The organism is Pseudobacter ginsenosidimutans, from assembly GCF_007970185.1.
Taxonomy (GTDB): domain Bacteria; phylum Bacteroidota; class Bacteroidia; order Chitinophagales; family Chitinophagaceae; genus Pseudobacter; species Pseudobacter ginsenosidimutans.
Map to the genome: position 1 here is coordinate 278,773 of NZ_CP042431.1, position 19,290 is coordinate 298,062.

The following is a 19,290-nucleotide window of genomic DNA, read 5'->3' on the forward strand; positions in this document are numbered from 1 at the left end:
TTTTGTTGATGGTTAAAAGTAATGGGAAAGCGAATGTGAATAACTAAGGAGGAAGGCTGGTGTGGCCCATAAAAAGAATTGTGATGTTAAGTTACATAACGGCTATAGGCAGGTGCAAATTTGCGGAGATAAGTATTTGTTAATTCATGAAAAGAAACCAGCGAAACAATGATAACTTGCATCTGTATCACAACGCCCCTTTTTAATGAAACAAAAGTTGAGCAACCGGCTGGTAAAATGGTCTAAAAGGCTTGTCCTGACTGGCATTGCCGTGTTCCTGCTATTCCTCCTGCTCAACTGGATCTTCCCAGTTCCCGACAATGTGGATTACTCCACCATCATCACTGATAATAAAGGAGAAGTGATACATGCTTACCTCACAAAAGACCAGCAATGGAGAATGAAAACAGAGCTGGATGAGATCTCCCCGCTGTTGCGGAAAACCATTGTTGAAAAAGAGGATAAGTATTTCTATTACCATCCAGGCGTGAACGGAGCTGCCATCCTGCGCGCCATGGCAAAGAATGTTTTCCGGCTGAAACGCACGTCCGGCGCGTCTACCATCACCATGCAGGTGGCAAGGGCGCTGGAACCGAAACGCAGGACCTACTTCAATAAATTCATCGAAATGTTCCGTGCTTTCCAGCTGGAATGGAAATACAGTAAGGACGAAATACTGCAGCTCTACCTGAATCTGGTACCCTACGGCGGCAATTTGCAGGGCGTAAAATCCGCTTCCACACTGTATTTCAAAAAGAACCCCGATCATTTGTCGCTGGCGGAGATCACTGCTTTAAGTATCATTCCCAATCGTCCTTCCTCCCTGGTTATGGGGAGGAACAATGATAAGATCGTGGAAGAGAGGAATCGCTGGTTGCGGAAATTTGCGGCCGATAATGTGTTCACGGAGAAAGAGATCCGGGATGCACTGGAAGAGCCGCTCACCGCCACCCGTGGCGAAGCGCCCAAACTGGCGCCCCATCTGGCTTACCAGCTTCAGAAAAGCGGCCATGATATCATTGAGACCAATATCGAGCTCAATACCCAGATGAAGATCGAGAAGATCGTGGAGGACTACAGCCGCTCCCTAACACTCAAGAATATCCGAAATGCAGCAGTGGTGATCATTGACAATCACACGCATAACGTGATCACTTATGTGGGTAGTGCCAATTTTTACGATACCACCGATGGCGGCCAGGTGAATGGCGCACGCGCTATCCGACAGCCAGGCAGCACCCTGAAACCATTATTGTATGGGATGTGTATCGATGAAGGACTGCTCACGCCCAAGGCCGTGATCACAGACGTGGCCGTGAATTACGGAGGGTATGCACCAGAGAACTACGATAAACAGTTCAACGGTTTTGTAACGATGGAATACGCGCTGGAGCATTCGCTGAATATCCCGGCAGTAAAAGGACTGGAATGGCTGGGTAAAGATAAATTCATTCAAACCCTTGCGGGCTGCGATTTCCAGCAGATCCGTAAAGACCAGAAGAAACTGGGTTTGTCGCTGATCCTCGGCGGTTGCGGCTCTAACCTGGAAGAGCTTACCGGGCTGTACACCATCTTTGCGAACAACGGAAAATACATTCGTCCCAATTATACCAAACGCGATAGCACACAGGCTGCTTTTACCAGGAACGTGCTTTCCCCTGCTTCTACCTTCATGATCAATGAAACGCTGAGCAAAGTGAATCGTCCCGACTTCCCCCTCAACTGGCAAAGCACTGAACGAATGCCGAAGATCGCCTGGAAAACCGGCACCAGCTATGGCAGACGCGATGCCTGGAGTATTGGATATAATAAGAACTATACAGTAGGTGTTTGGGTAGGCAATTTCTCCGCCCTCGGTATTCCTGAGCTCAGCGGCGCCAATGTTGCAACACCACTACTCTTCCGAATCTTCAATACCATCGATTATGACAGCGACCAGGAATGGTTCAAACAACCGGATGATTGCGATATCCGGATGGTTTGTTCCGAAACCGGTTTGCCTCCCGCCGATCATTGCAGCAGTACCGTTACCGATTATTTCATTCCGCTGATCTCCGGAACGCAATCATGCAACAACCAGGAAGAGTTAGCCATATCACCTGATGAAAAAATTTCTTATTGCAAAACCTGTCAGCCGCAAGCCGGATACAAAAAGAAATGGTATAAAATAGTGAGTGCGGAGATGCAGCATTATTTTGAAGAGCATCATATAAGGTACGCTCAGATCCCGCCACATAATCCGAATTGCGAGAGATTGTTTGCCGGCGGAGCGCCTGTGATCACTTTCCCGAAGAACGGCGCGGAATATCTCATCAGTAAAAAACATCCCGAGCCATTGCAGCTCACCTGCAATGTGGGCAATGATGTAGGTAAAGTGTTCTGGTATATCAATGACCAGTTCTATAAATCAACAGATGCCAAAAGCAAACAATTCTTTGTTCCTGATGAAGGGCCGGTGAAGATATCGTGTACCGATGATAAAGGCAGGAACCGGAATATCTGGATCAGGGTGAAGTATGTGAATTTGTGAGGGGGCCGAAAACTATGAAATCTGAAAGTCAAACTTTCAAATTTCACATTTTTGCAATTAATCGAATCATGAACCCAAACAATTAAACCTTTCATGAAAATCCGCAAGTATGTCTACCTGGTAATGGGAATACTACTGGTCCTGGTGAACCTCATGATCACAATACCTCGGGTCAGCGAAATCAAAAGCCAGCTCACTGACCCGGCCCGAGGTATCGGTTACCTGATTGGCACTCACTTTCTTTTGATCATTGGCGTTTTCCTTTTGTATGGCGCTTACAGAGTACAAAAGAAAATCAAACGCAAAGAACAGCAATCTCTTGAAAATGCTTTCCTCGCAGAGGATTGATAATAGCCTTTAAAATAAATCACCCACCTGCAAAGCGGATGGGTGATTTATTTCGATATCAAAAATTCATTACTCCAGTTTCGTTACGCCACCGCCTCCGGTGATCTTGCTATCAACAGTTGCATTTCCCTTATACCTCACATCACCACTGCCCGTTACTCTAACGGTAAGCTTCACACTGGCAAACACACTTACATCGCCACTACCAGTGATCTTCACTTCGGTTTCTTCGCTCATCAGGTCCAGTGCGCGCACATTGCCGCTGCCACTGATCTTTGTCTCAAATTTTTTGGTGGCGCCTTTCAGATCGGTATTGCCGCTACCGCTGATCTCGGATTCCACTTCGGGTGCATCCACTTCCAGGTTGATATCGGCGCTGCCGCTAACACTCAGGTCCAGCTTATCATTGGAAATGATCTTATTCTGTCCGATGATATTACCAGATCCGGAAGAATGGATCTTATTGAAAGTAGGATTGGTCACAAATACTTTCACGTTTTTGGTGGGGCGAAGACTGAATCCATCTTTTGTACGGATGCGCAATACGCCATCATTGATATAGGTCTCGATATATTCGAGGAGATTATCCTCCGCTTCGATCTTTACTTCCTGCGGGCCGGAAGACACATAAATATCAAAAGATCCGCTGGTGCTTACGCCACTAAACTGGGTGACAGAGCGGCTTTCTGTGCGGACTTCGCCCTTCCCGCGCACTTTCTTTCCTCCCACAAAAGAGCAGGAGCTGCTGACAATAAGAGCGATCGGCAATAATAATACAAGTAGATTCTTCATGTTCAGTTTGGTTTTAGCCTTTCAAAGTTGGTGAATAATTACCGGCATTCCAACCCATTTGACGCAAGCTTCCCGAAAAAGTTACAGCGTTTGAAAGCTCCTGCTGTTTTCTTACCTTCGCAGCACCATGACGGAAAAGATACTCATTTTAGACTTCGGAAGCCAATACACTCAGTTGATAGCCAGGGCCGTACGTGAGGCCAATGTTTATTGCGAAATTGTTCCTTTTCACAGTAAGATCCAGTTTGACCCTTCATTAAAAGGTATCATCCTCTCCGGATCCCCCTTTTCTGTGAACGATCCCAATGCACCGGATGTAGACATCCAGGGCTTCAACGAAAAAGTACCCGTTCTGGGAGTATGTTATGGTGCACAGCTCACCGCCAAAAAATTCGGCGGCCGCGTTGCAAAAAGTGATAAACGCGAATACGGCCGTGCACTTTTCCACAAAAAAAATGCAGACGACGTTATCCTGAAAGATATCATGGATGCTTCCCAGGTTTGGATGAGCCATAGCGACTCCGTTCTGGAACTGCCCGAAGGATTCTCTGTTCTCGGCACTACGGAAGACATTCCCTATGCAGCCTTCAAGAAAGATGGCAGCGGCAATCCGCTCTACTGCGTACAGTTCCACCCCGAAGTGTACCACAGCATCGAAGGCAAAAAACTCCTTAAGAATTTCCTCGTGAATATCTGCGGATGCCACCAGGACTGGACCCCTGCGCATTTCGTAACAGATACCATCAATAATCTCAAAGCACAGATCGGTGATCGTAAAGTGATCATGGCCCTCAGTGGGGGTGTTGACTCCACTGTTGCCGCAACGCTGATCCACCGTGCCATCGGCGACAGGCTCTTCGGCATCTTCGTTGATAATGGCGTGCTGCGCAAAAATGAATTCCAACAGGTACTCGATATCTATAAAAAGATCGGTCTGAATGTAAAAGGTGTAGACGCCAAAGAACTTTTCTATGGCCAGCTCGCCGGCAAAACAGATCCTGAAGCAAAACGCAAAACCATCGGAAAACTCTTCATCGATGTTTTCCAGGATGAAGCAAAGAAGATCGAAGGCGTGGAACTGCTCGGACAGGGCACCATCTATCCCGATGTGATCGAAAGCGTATCTGTTCACGGACCTTCCGTTACCATCAAGAGCCACCACAATGTGGGCGGCCTTCCGGACATCATGCACCTGGAGCTGGTAGAACCACTCCGCTTTCTTTTCAAAGATGAGGTAAGACGTGTGGGTAAAGAACTGGGCATCCCCGCCGATCTGCTCAACCGTCACCCCTTCCCCGGACCAGGCCTGGCTATCAGGATCCTGGGTGAGATCACTCCCGAAAAGGTACAATTATTGCAGGATGCTGATTACCGTTATGTACAGGGATTGAAAGATCATAACCTGTACGATCAGGTATGGCAGGCAGGAGCCATTCTCCTCCCCGTGAAAAGTGTAGGTGTGATGGGAGATGAAAGAACCTATGAATTCACTGTTGCACTCCGCGCAGTGACCTCCGTAGATGGTATGACAGCTGACTGGGCTCATCTTCCCTACGATTTCATGGCATTTATTTCTAATGATATCATCAACAATGTGAGAGGCATCAATCGCGTTGTATATGATATCAGCAGCAAGCCGCCTGCAACCATCGAATGGGAATAACCCATCTATGGTAACAGGAGCCCTGGAATCCTGGAAATACAAACCGATCGCAGATGAAAAGAACAGGCATCATTGCATTACTCACCGTATGTGCATTATTGCAGGCTATTGTGTCATTGGCCCAGGTGGATACTGTATTCAACCCCGAGCCAATACAGGACACAGTGATCAAAGAAAAAGAACGGAAACGTATCGCTTTCTTTACACCACTCTATCTCGATTCCGCATTCGATGCCACCGGCAATTACCGTTACGCAAAGACCTTCCCGAAATTCATCAATTCCGGTCTTGAATTCTGGGAAGGCGCACAACTGGCCATCGACTCCCTCCGCAAAGAAGGTGTTAAAATAGAAGTGATGGTGTACGACACCCGCAGCAGCTCCAAAAAATTCAACGATGTGCTCGCCAGCGATGAAGTGCGCGATGCCGACCTCCTGATCGGTCATGTGAATGTGAATGAAGCAGCTCAACTGGCCAATCTCGCAGGACAGCTCAATGTGCCCTTCATCAATGCCAACCTGCCCAATGAAGCAGGCGTGAGTAACAATCCAAATTATGTGATGCTGAATTCCACTCTCTTCACCCATTGCACCGGCATTTACAAATTCCTCCAGCGCAATTACTCAGTTTCCAATATTATCGTTTTCCGGAAAAAAGGCGCCACGGAAGACAGATTGAAATCCTACTTCGAAGAAATAGAAAAATCGACCGCCGCCATCCCCCTCAAACTCAAATACGTTACGCTCGCAGATAATTATACAGTAGCCAACCTGCAGCAATATCTGGACAGCAACAAAACCAATGTAGTGCTGGCAGGGAGCCTGGATGCAGCTTTCGGCCTCACACTGGCGCAACAGCTCGCCGGGCTCAGCAACAGCTATACCACCACGCTCATCGGTATGCCCACCTGGGATGTGCTGGATTTTGAAAAGACCATCTACAAAGGCATCGAGATCATTTACAGCACACCTTTCTATCTCAACCCCGCTGATAAACTGGTGAACGCAACCACAGAACATTTCAAATCTGGTTTCTATTCACGCCCTTCGGATATGCTTTTCCGTGGGTTCGAAACATTATATCATTTCACACACCTGCTGCTTACGCACGGTACCAACCTCGGATCCAGCCTCGGCGATAAGAGCTACAAGCTCTTCACAGACTTCGACATTCAACCGGTGCTGGACAAATCCACCATGACCCTCGACTATTTTGAGAACAAAAAACTTTACTTCGTTAAGAAGGTAGACGGCGTAGTGAAAGCGGTGTACTAAACACCCGGAATGCCTCTCATTGAATTCTCAGATAAAGGTTTGTTTTGCCGCCAGGGCAATTTTTATATCGACCCCTGGAGACCGGTAGACTATGCCATCATCACCCACGCACACAGCGATCACGCCCGCTGGGGGATGAAACATTATCTCTGCCATACACAGTGCAAGCCCTTGCTGCAATTGCGCCTCGGCGACAATGATTACCAGACCCTCGAATGGGAACAGACCATCTTCATCAATGGCGTTATCGTTTCCCTTCATCCTGCCGGTCATATGATCGGTTCCTCACAGGTACGGCTGGAATACAAAGGCGAAGTGTGGGTGGTAAGCGGCGATTATAAAGTGGAGGACGATGGCCTCAGCGGCCGCTTCGAGCCGCTTCGCTGTGATACCTTCATCACAGAATCCACTTTCGGTTTACCCATCTACAAATGGCAGCCACAGCATATGATCTTTCAACAGATCCAGGACTGGGTCCGTCATTGCCATGAAGCCAATAAAATTCCCATCCTCTTTGCATACAGCCTGGGCAAGGCACAACGATTGCTGCAATGTCTTCCGGAAGTGAGCCCCAACATCTATGTACATGGCGCCATCTACAATGCACAAAATGTCCTGACCAAAGCAGGATGGGCCCTGCCGGATGTACACCTGGTGAGCGATGCCACTCCCCGCAGCATGATCTCCGGCAATGTAGTACTCGCTCCGGGTAGCGCCGACGGATCGCCCTGGCTCAAACGGTTTGGCGCACACGAAATTGGCGTATGCAGCGGATGGATGCAGGTGCGAGGTAATGTCCGCAGACGCAATGTGGATGCAGGCTTCGCACTGAGTGATCATGCCGACTGGCCGGGATTGTTACAGGCTATCCACTCCACCGGCGCCTCCAAAGTATTTGTGACCCACGGCTTCCAGGCAGCTCTCAGCCGCTACCTCACAGAACAGGGCATCGAAGCCGCAGAAGTGAAAACAGAATTTGGAGACGAAGAAGAAGGACTTGCAGTCAATGAAAACGAATCCGGATCAAACCAGCCAAACAGCGCGGAACACGATAACAACGATCCCGGAAATACAGCAGAAGTAAACAAACCGAACAGCGAACCAGATAACCTTTCAACTTGAAAGCCTTCGCGCAACTCATACAAAAACTGGGCAGCGCCACTGCTACCAACGACAAGCTCGAAGCGCTGAGCGGTTATTTCTCGGGCGCCAACGACAAAGACAAGGTCTGGACCATCGCACTCTTCAGTGGCCGCCGCCCCAAACGCGCCGTGAACTCCACCTTACTTTCACAATGGTGTATCGATCTCATCAACTTACCTGCATGGCTATTCGAAGAATCCTATCATACTGTAGGTGATCTCGCAGAAACCATTGCCCTGCTGCTTCCACCCGCTACGGATGAAGCAGCCTCTCTCCCGCTTCATGTGTATTTAGAAAAGCTGGTAAGCCTTGCAAAAGCACCTGAAGAGGAAAAGAAAGCGTTCATCGTGAACAGCTGGATGAGCATGAGCCAGGAAGAAAGGTTTGTGTTCAATAAATTCATCACCGGAGGTTTCCGCATCGGCGTATCACAAAAGACCATCGTGAATGCACTGGCACGCAGCACCGGCCTCTCCGATTCCGTTATTGCCCATCGCATCAGCGGCAACTGGGATCCGGCCACCACGCCCTACGATTCTCTTCTCAGCGAAGAAGCTGCAGCAGCAGATATCTCGAAACCTTATCCATTCTATCTCGCCTACGCGCTCGAAGACCCACTCGCCGATCTCGGTGAACCTCATGAGTGGCAGGCTGAATGGAAATGGGATGGCATACGTGGACAGATCATCAAGCGCAACAACCAACTCTTCACCTGGAGCCGTGGCGAAGAACTGATCACGGAGAAATTTCCCGAATACGATACCCTTCAGCAACTATTACCCAACGGCATCGTACTCGACGGCGAGATCCTTCCCTATGACGGTAACCGGCCATTACCATTCAGTATTCTTCAAACCCGCATCGGCCGCAAGAACGTTACCAAAAAACAACTGCAGGAAGCGCCTGCCGCTTTCTTCGTGTATGATCTGCTGGAACTCGATGGCGAAGACTTCCGAGAACAACCTCTCTCTGTTCGCAGACAGCAACTTGAAAATATCGTCATCCGGATCAACCACCCCACTCTGATACTCTCGCCCACCATTGCTTTCAGTAACTGGGACGAATTGGCTGCACTCCGCAACAATGCCCGCGATCTCGGCTCCGAAGGCCTTATGTTGAAACGTCTTTCTTCTTTCTACCAAACCGGCCGCAAGCGCGGCGACTGGTGGAAATGGAAGATCGATCCCCTGGTGATCGACTGCGTGATGGTCTACGCCATGAAAGGTCACGGAAGAAGAAGTAATCTTTACACCGACTATACCTTTGCTGTCAAAGACGGCGATCAGCTCGTCACTTTCACCAAAGCCTATTCCGGTCTCACCGATGAAGAATTTGCGCAGGTGGATCATTTCGTCAAAAACAACTCACTCGAAAAATTCGGACCTGTGCGCACCGTAAAACCCGAGCTCGTCTTCGAGATCGCCTTTGAAGGCATTGCCGCCAGCAATCGACACAAATCTGGTGTAGCCCTGCGTTTCCCACGCATCAGCCGCTGGCGCAAAGACAAAAAGCCCGATGAAATAAACACCCTTGAAGATCTGAAAAAGATGCTGGAACTCTACGGCAAGTAGCCACATCCACCACACCACTGCCGCACCCGAATCCGAAATGATGCAACCTCATCTGTAAAGACGCACGCTCGGCCCCATGTTTCGACGGGTTAAAAAATGATAAATATTCTCCCGCGCCGGTTCATTTCACAGCCTGCATTTTTAAACCCAGAGAAACTACTAACTTTAAGGATAGAATCTCTGCGCATGAAGAAGTGGTTAGTAGTCATATTCATTGTGATCAGTGGCGCAGCCTTTACAAGAGTGCTGGACCTGATTCCTTTCGAGCTGGTGCATATTCCTCCCAGTCCGCAGCGCCTTGGCGGCGATTCCGCCAAAGGCTATCAATACCTCACTACCGGCGATTACGTAAAAGGTGGTATCCCATTCAGTGTTTTTGTGATGGGGATGGGAAAAGACAGTCGCAATTATCTCCACCGGGAAGGAAAGAATGAAAAGCTTAGTCACGAATACACTGCCATCAATGCCGGTAACGGCGAAGTATTGGTGGCGCCCAATTGTTTGCAATGTCACGCACAGGTGATGGATGATCAGTTGTACATGGGACTTGGTAATTCGCTCATCGATTTTACGCAGAATGAGAAACTGAATATCAGGAACCTGAAAAAAGTGGAGGCCTGGCTCAAACTCACCGCTCCTAAAAAATACGAAGCCTCAAGATCATTCATTGAAATCACGAAAGCCATCGGTCCATATTTATCAACAGAAGTACGTGGCGTGAATGCTGCGGATCGACTGGCTGCATTGCTGGCTGCTCACCGCGATCCCGTCACTTTCAAATGGATCGATACACCTGCTCTCGAAATACCCCAGCAGTTGATCCCTACGGATGTGCCTGCCTGGTGGTTGCTGAAGAAAAAGAATGCGATGTTCTACAATGGATTTGGAAGAGGTGATTTCGGAAAGTTCCTGATGGCATCCAACCTGCTCACCGTGAACGATACTTCAGAATCGCGCGAAGTGGATTCCCATATGCCCGATGTGCTGGCTTACATCTACTCATTGCAGGCGCCAAAATTTCCCGGGCCAATAGATGAAGCACTTGCTGCAGAAGGAAAGGTTTTGTTCGATGGTAACTGCAGTAAATGTCATGGCACCTATGGCGATTCAATTTCTTATCCCAACCTGTTGGTGCCGCAGCATATCATCAAAACAGATTCATTGTTGTTCACCAGCAATTACAGCAATCCGCAATTTGTGGAATGGTTCAACAACAGTTGGTTCACGAAGGGCGATCATCCTGCCAAACTGGAGCCCTACGCAGGATACATCGCACCGCCCCTGGATGGCATCTGGATCACTGCGCCCTATCTTCATAACGGTTCTGTTCCTGATCTCGAATCATTATTGAACAGTAAGCTGAGGCCGCAATATTGGTCGCGCGATTTCGATCAGCCGCAATACAACCACAACAATCCCGGCTGGGCTTACAAGCGCCACGACAAACCAGGAAAGAAAAATATCTACAATACCGATCTCCCCGGTTATAGCAACAAGGGACATTATTTCGGCGATAAACTAACTGACAAAGAGAGAAAGGCTTTGATCGGGTACCTGAAAACATTATAAGCTGTTGCTACATTCCACCATAGGATACCAGGTGATCCGGCGCTGGCTGGATGCCAAACAATTTGAGCCCTTCCCTTTCCAGGAAGAAGCCTGGCAGCATATTACACAAGGCAATAGCGGCCTCGTGAATGCACCTACCGGTTTCGGAAAAACCTATTCTGTGTTTATCGGCGCATTGATCGATTTCATCAACAGGCACCCCGAGAATTATCTTACCAAATCAAAGAATGGATTGCAGCTGTTGTGGTTAACACCATTACGCGCGCTGGCAAAAGATATTGGCCGGGCAATGGAAGAAGCCATTGCAGAGCTCGGCATGAATTGGAAAGTAGGAATCCGTAATGGAGACACCGATGTGAATGAACGGCAGAGACAAAAAAGACAGATGCCGGAAGTATTGCTGATCACACCTGAAAGTCTGCATCTGTTGCTCGCGCAAAAAGGATATGCCGAAGTTTTTAAAAATCTCCGCATCATCGCCGCAGACGAATGGCATGAACTGATCGGCAGCAAGCGTGGTGTGCAGGTTGAGCTTGCCATTTCACGCATCGTGCATGTACAGCATCAGCATTACGGCACATTTTGTAATGTATGGGGCATCAGCGCTACCATCGGTAATATGCAGGAAGCGCAGGATGTATTGCTTTCGCCTGTGCAGGCGCTGAGTGGCAAACAGGGTGTGCAGGTAAAAGCGCATTTGAAAAAAGAAGTGAGGATCGAATCCATTCTTCCTGATGAAATTGAAAATTATCCCTGGGCCGGGCATCTCGGCCTGAAGCTGGTGGATAAAGTATTGCCGATCCTCGATCAAAGTAAGACCACGCTTATCTTCATCAATACGCGCGGCATGGCCGAGCGATGGTACCAGACTTTGCTCACGGCTGCTCCTGAACTGGCGGGAGCCATCGCTTTACACCATGGCAGTATTGAGCAGGAGCTTCGTATCTGGGTGGAAGAAGCATTGCATACTGCCAGGCTCAAGGCCGTGGTCTGCACTGCCAGTCTCGATCTGGGTGTCGATTTCCGTCCTGTTGAAACCGTGATCCAGGTTGGTTCTCCCAAAGGAGTTGCCCGCTTTCTGCAGAGAGCGGGAAGAAGCGGACACCGTCCGGGTGAAGTCAGCACCATTTATTTTCTGCCCACGCATTCACTGGAACTGGTGGAAGTGGCAGCTTTGAAATCAGCCATCGCAGAGAATTACATCGAGAACCGCGATCCCATGTTATTGTGCTATGATGTGCTGATACAATACCTCTGCACACTGGCGATCTCCGATGGCTTCAGGCCCGATGAGTTGTATAGAGAAGTGACCTCCACTTTCTGCTACCGCGATATGACGGAAGATGATTTTCATTCTGTTCTTGAATTTGTGACCACCGGCGGCTCAGCGCTTCAGCAATATGATGAATACAAGAAAGTAGAGATCATCGATGGTATTTACCGGATCACCAGCCGTCGCATTGCGATGCGACACCGGATGCATATCGGTACTATTGTGAGTGAATCCATGCTCAAAGTGAAATTCGTACACGGCGGCTGGATCGGTATGATCGAAGAATGGTTCATCTCCAGGCTCACGCCGGGGGAAGTATTCACACTGTCTGGCCGAAACCTGGAACTGGTGGGCATCAAAGATATGACGGTACTGGTGAAGAAATCGAATTCCACCAAATCCATTGTTCCCAGCTGGCAGGGAGGCCGCATGCCTCTATCCGCCAACCTCGGAAAGAAACTTCGTGAACAATTCAACAGCGTTTTCAAAATGCAGCCCGATGGCAGGATGGTGCTGGCCCGCGCCAAGGACATCGAGATGCGTGTGCTGCAACCGTTGTTCAAGTTGCAGGAAGATCTGTCGCATGTGCCACGCGCCAATGAACTGCTGATTGAACATATCGAAACGAAAGATGGCTACCATCTTTTTGTTTATCCCTTTGAAGGCAGGCTGGTGCATGAAGCGATGGCAGCTGTGCTGGCTTATCGTATCAGTCGTATTATGCCGATCACCTTTTCTTTTGCCATGAATGATTATGGCTTTGAGTTGCTCAGTGATCAACCCATTCCAGTTGATGATGCCAATGTGTATGAGCTGTTCAGTCCGGAGAATCTTCTTACCGATATCCAGCGCAGCGCCAATTCAACGGAGATGGCCAAACGAAAATTCAGGGATATTGCCGTGATCGGTGGATTGATCTTTCAGGGCTATCCAGGTGAACAAAAGAAAGCAAGACACCTGCAGGCATCCGCGAGCTTACTGTTCAATGTGTTCTCCGAGTATGACAGGAATAACCTGCTCATCCGGCAGGCCTTCCAGGAAGTGTTCGACAGAGAGATGGAAGAAGCCCGCTTACGCAATATGCTGGAACGGATACAGCAAAGCAATATCATTATCAGGTTCCCGGAAAGATTGACACCATTCTGTTTCCCGATAAAAGTGGATAGTTTAAGAGAAAGTTTAACGTCAGAAAAGCTGGAGGACAGAGTGAAGAGGATGCAAGAGCTGGGAGGATGAGGGAAGATCAATAAACTCACATACATGCATAACCTAAATTTTTTATTTACTTAACAAGGCATGCATATACGAACAACTCCAGATTCAGGTTTTCAAAAACCTCCGGTTTTATTCCCGCTCAAAATCCATGGTTATCTCAGAATTTTTGTTATCAAAAGCAGTAAGAAATCAGCATTTTCTTCTCTTTCGCGGCCACTCGCATTTTCCCTAACTTTGCCCTCTCATGCAACCCCCTGTTCCATATTCCATCCAGCAGCAGAACCTCTGGCTTTCATCAGAACGGTGCATTTTCTGGGAAGAAGAAAAAGCACTGATCCTGGCAGACCTGCATTTCGGAAAGACCGGCCATTTCAGAAAATCCGGCATTCCTGTTCCCCAGGCTGTTTACAAACAGGACCTCCAAAGGCTGATCCAGCAGATCCAATACTTTCAGCCGCAACAACTCATTGTAGTGGGTGATCTCTTCCACAGCCGTGAAAACAAGGAACTGGAGCTGTTCCGAAAATGGCGGCACGATCTGCCGGACATCAATATCAAACTGATCCGCGGCAACCACGATATCCTGCACGATCAATGGTACCAGCAAAGCAATATCACTGTCACCGATAATATACTTGCACTTAACAACCTTTTCGGATTTGTACACGATCCGGAGGAAACTGACCTGCAAACCTACAGCGATCACTATTTCTTTACAGGTCACCTGCATCCCGGCATACGGATATCCGGGCAAGGCAGACAGTCCTTATCCTTCCCCTGTTATTATTTCACATCCACCCATTGCATCCTCCCGGCCTTCAGTGAATTCACGGGACTGGCCATGGTGAGCCCGGTTAAGGGAGAAAAAGTATTTGCGATCGTTGATAAAAAAGTAATGCAATTCCATTGATACGCATGGTTGCACCAACATTACATATCGCTTTCGATCCCATCTATGCACATCCCCTGCCGGAAGGTCATCGCTTCCCGATGCTGAAATATGAACTGATCCCGGAGCAATTAATGTATGAAGGCACCATCAGTTCTTCCAATTTGTTCAGGCCGTCGCCATGTGCGGATTCGATCGTTTTACATACGCACGAAGCTGATTACCTGCAACGATTACATCTGCAAACCCTTTCCGCCAAAGAGCAACGGCATATCGGATTCCAGCAATCTCCGGAGCTAACCCTGCGCGAACTGGTGATCACACAGGGAACTATCGACTGCTGTCATTATGCACTTCAACATGGCGTGTCTTTGAATGTGGCAGGTGGCACCCACCACGCGTTTGCCGATCGTGGAGAAGGGTTTTGTCTGCTGAATGATTTTGCCGTAGCCGCCAATTACCTGCTGCATGAGCAACTGGCCAAACAGATCCTCATTGTTGACCTCGATGTACACCAGGGAAACGGCACTGCCAGCATCTTTCAAAACGAACCCCGCGTGTTCACCTTCAGCATGCACGGCGCTCACAATTACCCTTTCCACAAAGAACAAAGCGATCTCGATATCGGCCTGAAAGACGGCACCAACGATGCACTCTACCTTGAATTGCTTCAGTCAAATCTTAATACGCTTCTTCACCAGGTGAAGCCTGATTTTGTTTTCTTTCTTTCAGGAGTTGACATACTGGAAACAGATAAGTTCGGAAAACTAAAAGTGACCATGCAGGGATGTAAACGAAGAGATGAAATCGTTTTTACTGCGCTGAAACAACAAGGCGTTCCCTGCACAGTAGCGATGGGAGGAGGCTACTCACCAGATGTAAGAACCATTGTGGAAGCACATTGCAATACTTTCAGGCTGGCAAAAGATATTTATGGATTGAATTAAGGAACCAGCTCATCTTCCGGCTCTGCAGCCTTTCTCCTTTTGTCTGTTAGCCAGGTGAAAACAGATGTAAGCACAAATCCCACCAGTAAAGTCAGATGGATCATTACAAACATCCATTCCACTTTATTATTTCCATGACTAAAAAAAGGGTGGAATGTTTCTTCCGTAAGAATTGTACCATCATTCAACCAGGGGAGGATATTCCAGATCACCAATATCCATAAGAATGAAAGAACAGATTTCAGCGCCTGATGTAACTGAAGTCTGTTCAACAATAAAACAAAAGGAGGGAAAAGCAGCAGGCATAGCACAGCATTGATGATATAAAACCAGAGAACATAACTCATGATCCCGGTACTCAACTGGTCATCAAGCGGCCGGCAAAGCCAAAATAGAAAACAGGAGATGGCTGTATTGAGTAAAACAAAACTGGCGGCCTTTTTCATGCTGAAAAGATAAGACTATTGCCTTATTTTCTTTTTCTCAACTGCTCATAATTGAGGAAGTAGATGAAACGCAAAGTGAATTCATTACCATGCGGAGTGGCAAACACGCGTTTGGCATTATCTGAATAACTGTGATAACGCGCTCCATTGATGTATTCTTCATAATCCCTGCCCAGCCAGTTCTTCCATCCCAGTATGATACGGCTGCCCAGTCTGAAATCCCAGGTATAGAACACATCCAGGTTGAAAGCATTGTAATTGATATTGTAATCCTGTGGCTCCAGGTCTGAACGTTCATCCCAGTATCCATCAGGTTTGATATGATAGAGATTCGTGTTCAGCAGCCTGTTCCAGAAATGACGTGCACGGAAAGTGATATTCATCCTCGGTGTGAAATTGTAAATACCGCTGAGCTGTGTGCTGATATCTGTGTATTGTCTTCTTGCCAGCAAAGGACTGTTATCAGATCCATCACGAAAGAATGCATAGCCCCACTGGCCGTTGTCGTACTGTTTCGAGAAACTGCCGGTGAGGGAGAACCTGTCGCTGAATCGGTAGCGGGCAGACAATTCGATCTTATGATAAGGGTCATTTGGAAGCGGTCCTTCTGCAAATCCCAGGCTCCAGCCCACGAACAATCTCTTCCGGCTGTCTGTGCTGCCATCTGTGAAAAACGAATAATAAGGCGCTTTCTTCAAAGGCTGACGGGGAGTAGACAACAGATCGTAAGGTGTCTGCATCTCGAAATAATCATTGTACCAGTGTGGCGCGATATCCACCGAAATCCGCAAGTCCCAGAAATTTTTAAAGAGCCAGAAACCAAATACTTCCATTTGCGTTCGCTCGTACAGGAATGGCTTGAACAGGTAACGCTGTTGAAATGACAAACCATAACTCTGATTAATGAACCATTTGCTGGCCTCATAAATATTGTAGCTTACTTCAGCCTTATTGGCAAAGCGGTTGGGCGCCGTGAGAAAGCCAAGATCATTGGGATCATATTTTGCCGTCTGCAATTCATTGCTGACGCTAAACTGCAGCTTACCGCTCACTTTTCCGAATTCCGCATAGTTGGAGAAACCATTGTAGCCGCCACTGGAATCGAAGATGGCGCTGAACCTTGGTTTCAAAACCAGACCGTACAAATTCTTTTTATCGTACAAAGCAATATCGAGAGCGCTCACATTGGCATCACGTTCATTCCCTTCACGAAGAACATTCGTATTGGTGAAAGTAATATAGGACCTGTTCTTCAATGCCTGGTCGAGCACTATGATATTGTAATTGGCAAAAGGTTCAGACAGAATGGAGGAATCCTTTCCGGTGAGCGGATTGCTCAGCCTCGCCTTCACCGGTTCTGTGATGGAATTGAAAATGCCAATACCCAGATTGCCATCGGTCCTACCAGAGAATTTAACGGCATTGTATAAGCGCGTAACGGAAGGGTTCTTGCGCAACACAAAGCCCGGATACTCTCCATAACGTGCATTGTATTTGATCTCTTCATACCTGTCCGGCACTTTACCGATGCGGCGGGAATAAAAGATCCCGGCCTTGTTGAACAACTCAGTGCCTTCCGTGAAGAAAGGTCTGTTCTCTCTGAATTCGATTTCAAACGGCGTGATATTGTTCACGATATCATCTGATATCACCTGTCCAAAATCTGGTATCAGCGTGGCATCCAGCGTAAAGCTTTCACTGATGCCATACTTTACGTCCATTCCGCCGCTCTTGAGTGTTTCGTATTGTCCGTTCTCTCCCAGTTGCGGCGTGGAGCGGTAACCTCCGCTCACGTAAGGCGAAAAGCTCAATCGGAGCGGTGGTCTGATCTCCTGTAAACCGGTCAGTTTTCCGAACTGCAATACAAATCCATTCACGTTCGGATTCACGGGATTCCAGAAAGTGGTTTCATTGTTACGGCGGCTGAAGCGAAGGAATTGAATGCCCCAGTCCTGAATATTTTTACGGGCAAAACGGATAGCGAAAAAAGGGATCTTCATTTCCACTACCCAACGGTCTTTCTCAAAACTCACTTTACTATCCCAAACGGCATCCCAGGTGAGATCGCCATAAACGCCGTAACCGGTGCTGGCATTGGGAGAGACCCTTGCATCACTTTGAACATTGCGTGTGGTGACCTGGAACTGGAAAGCATTCTGCTGATCATTGTAGGTATCGAAGAATACAGAGAAATAATCTACGTCGGCAGTTTGTGCATTGTCGCGCGCCGTGAACTGGCGACGGACTGCTGCCGGATCGTCATAGAGGTAAGCACCTATATAGATGGCCGTATTGTCGTACAACACCCGCACTTCCGTTTTGGAACTGGCGGGCAGCCCGAATACGGGGCCATTGGTGATAAAGTCGGTGGAAACGGGAACCTGCGCCCATTCAGGCTCATCGAGGGTTCCGTCTATATGGATACCTGCTGTAGACTTGACTGCCTGAGCAATTTTCTTCTGCGCATGCAGTTGCATACCTATGCAGGAGATGATCAGTATTGCAGTTAGTTCACGTCGCATGTTGGCGTTTGGGGGTGCAAAGTTAGCCGATCGATCGGAAAAATCCGCGTAAATCCCCCAATTCATGAAACGTTTATTAACCAGCAGACATATCGTACTATTACGAGACGCCGGGTTACGGACTATAGCAGATTTTCTCTTCGTTGGTAACGGTGACCAGTAAGCTATCAAGACAAACGCGATCTAAAAACTGCTGCTGCCTAATTCATTTTCTTCTTCATGGTACTCACCTGCTCCTGCAGGGTATTCACCATACTGGCAAGCTGATTCACATCCCAACGCTGCTGCTGATTGGCTTTGCCCATGATATAAGCCGCCTTCCATAACTCGAGAACATCCTCGGAGTTGATGGTATATGGTTGGTAAGAAGCGTTATCACTGATCAGGGTGAGCTTGTTCTTTGTGCGATTGCTCTTCATCACCCTTTTATATACGATACCTTCATTGCGGGTGACCACAATATAAGTGTTGTTGTTGCGCAGGTCATCGATCTCATCTACCTTTTCACAAACGATCACGGAGCCACTGGCTGTGGGCGCCATTGAATCCCCGATGATCTCGAAGGCGCGGTAAGAACCGGGAGAAAGCATGGGAAGTGTAAAGGTATTCAGCTCATCGATAAATTCAGGGTCTGCATATCCTGCCAGGTAACCGGCTGCCGCTTTTACCGGAACGAACTGGATCTCTGCAGTACCTGCTGCCATTTTCTGTGCGCGGCGCTTACTGAGGTAATTGCCCTTGGTATCTCCCAGATCTTTGAGCAAAAGATCATCCAGGGTCAACTTGAAAATATCACCCACCAGTTCAAGCACTTCGATGCGGGGCTCTGCCCTCTCCTCTTCATACGCGCCCAGCAGGGATCTCTTGATTCCCAGCCTGGTGGCAAATTCCTCCTGGGTCCATCCCCGGAGCTTGCGGAGATACTTGAGATTCTTACCAGCTTGAGACATAGACTAATAAATTTAGCGCTAATATACTAACTTTTTTATCAATACGCCCAAAACTTTATTTTCTTACCTTTGGCATCCTGTCAAATTGGCTAGTTATCAAAGCCTAGCATCTTTTTTGACAACCATATCCGGATTTCACCGGCTCCTCTGCCTCCCTC

At 48.1% G+C, this 19,290-nt stretch carries 14 protein-coding genes; 10 read left to right on the top strand and 4 right to left on the bottom strand.

Annotation, left to right across the window (positions count from 1 at the left end):
* Nucleotides 1-205: 205 nt before the first annotated feature.
* Together pbpC and FSB84_RS01145 are read left to right on the top strand one after the other, a co-directional pair.
* The gene (gene pbpC / locus FSB84_RS01140) at nt 206-2,530 is read left to right on the top strand and encodes a penicillin-binding protein 1C (protein ID WP_130543401.1); all 2,325 of its coding nucleotides are present in this window, start codon (nt 206-208) and stop codon (nt 2,528-2,530) included.
* Between the two features lie 93 nt (nt 2,531-2,623).
* Nucleotides 2,624-2,878 (top strand): hypothetical protein, encoded by a 255-nt coding sequence (locus tag FSB84_RS01145; protein ID WP_130543400.1) that lies wholly within the window; start codon nt 2,624-2,626, stop codon nt 2,876-2,878.
* 69 nt (nt 2,879-2,947) lie between these two features.
* On the opposite strand, the gene FSB84_RS01150 is transcribed toward FSB84_RS01145, so the two are convergent.
* Nucleotides 2,948-3,670, bottom strand: a complete 723-nt coding sequence (locus tag FSB84_RS01150; protein WP_130543399.1) for a head GIN domain-containing protein — start codon at nt 3,668-3,670, stop codon at nt 2,948-2,950.
* Between the two features lie 127 nt (nt 3,671-3,797).
* Here FSB84_RS01150 and guaA point away from each other — a divergent pair, with 127 nt between their 5' ends.
* The 8 genes from guaA (at nt 3,798) to FSB84_RS01190 (ending at nt 15,214) form a co-directional block, all read left to right on the top strand.
* Nucleotides 3,798-5,333 (top strand): glutamine-hydrolyzing GMP synthase, encoded by a 1,536-nt coding sequence (gene guaA, locus FSB84_RS01155; protein WP_130543398.1) that lies wholly within the window; start codon nt 3,798-3,800, stop codon nt 5,331-5,333.
* A gap of 53 nt (nt 5,334-5,386) precedes the next feature.
* Entirely contained in the window at nt 5,387-6,607 is a 1,221-nt protein-coding gene (locus FSB84_RS01160) for an ABC transporter substrate-binding protein (protein WP_130543397.1), read from the top strand.
* Nucleotides 6,608-6,616: 9 nt separating this feature from the next.
* Nucleotides 6,617-7,729 carry a ligase-associated DNA damage response exonuclease gene (locus FSB84_RS01165; RefSeq protein WP_130543396.1) on the top strand — a complete coding sequence of 371 codons (1,113 nt, stop codon included), beginning with the start codon at nt 6,617-6,619 and terminating at the stop codon, nt 7,727-7,729.
* The gene (locus FSB84_RS01170; protein ID WP_130543395.1) at nt 7,726-9,321 is read left to right on the top strand and encodes an ATP-dependent DNA ligase; all 1,596 of its coding nucleotides are present in this window, start codon (nt 7,726-7,728) and stop codon (nt 9,319-9,321) included. Before FSB84_RS01165 ends, FSB84_RS01170 begins: the two co-directional genes overlap by 4 nt.
* 186 nt (nt 9,322-9,507) lie before the next feature.
* Nucleotides 9,508-10,890: a c-type cytochrome gene (locus FSB84_RS01175; RefSeq protein WP_158643737.1), complete on the top strand. Its 1,383-nt coding sequence runs from the start codon at nt 9,508-9,510 to the stop codon at nt 10,888-10,890.
* Between the two features lie 4 nt (nt 10,891-10,894).
* Nucleotides 10,895-13,399 (top strand): ligase-associated DNA damage response DEXH box helicase, encoded by a 2,505-nt coding sequence (locus FSB84_RS01180; protein ID WP_225979952.1) that lies wholly within the window; start codon nt 10,895-10,897, stop codon nt 13,397-13,399.
* A gap of 223 nt (nt 13,400-13,622) precedes the next feature.
* The gene (pdeM, locus tag FSB84_RS01185) at nt 13,623-14,288 is read left to right on the top strand and encodes a ligase-associated DNA damage response endonuclease PdeM (protein WP_130543392.1); all 666 of its coding nucleotides are present in this window, start codon (nt 13,623-13,625) and stop codon (nt 14,286-14,288) included.
* 5 nt (nt 14,289-14,293) lie between these two features.
* Nucleotides 14,294-15,214, top strand: coding sequence for a histone deacetylase family protein (locus FSB84_RS01190; protein WP_225979953.1), 921 nt, complete (start codon nt 14,294-14,296; stop codon nt 15,212-15,214).
* On the opposite strand, the gene FSB84_RS01195 is transcribed toward FSB84_RS01190, so the two are convergent.
* The 3 genes from FSB84_RS01195 to FSB84_RS01205 all read right to left on the bottom strand — a co-directional run bounded on the left by FSB84_RS01195 (nt 15,211) and on the right by FSB84_RS01205 (nt 19,132).
* A complete protein-coding gene (locus tag FSB84_RS01195; RefSeq protein WP_130543391.1) occupies nt 15,211-15,660 on the bottom strand; it encodes a hypothetical protein in 450 nt (149 codons plus the stop codon). The genes FSB84_RS01190 and FSB84_RS01195 overlap by 4 nt on opposite strands.
* A 23-nt stretch (nt 15,661-15,683) precedes the next feature.
* Nucleotides 15,684-18,182 carry a DUF5916 domain-containing protein gene (locus FSB84_RS01200; RefSeq protein WP_158643738.1) on the bottom strand — a complete coding sequence of 833 codons (2,499 nt, stop codon included), beginning with the start codon at nt 18,180-18,182 and terminating at the stop codon, nt 15,684-15,686.
* A 200-nt stretch (nt 18,183-18,382) separates the two neighbouring features.
* Nucleotides 18,383-19,132, bottom strand: a complete 750-nt coding sequence (locus FSB84_RS01205; RefSeq protein WP_130543389.1) for a LexA family transcriptional regulator — start codon at nt 19,130-19,132, stop codon at nt 18,383-18,385.
* Between the last annotated feature and the right edge of the window lie 158 nt (nt 19,133-19,290).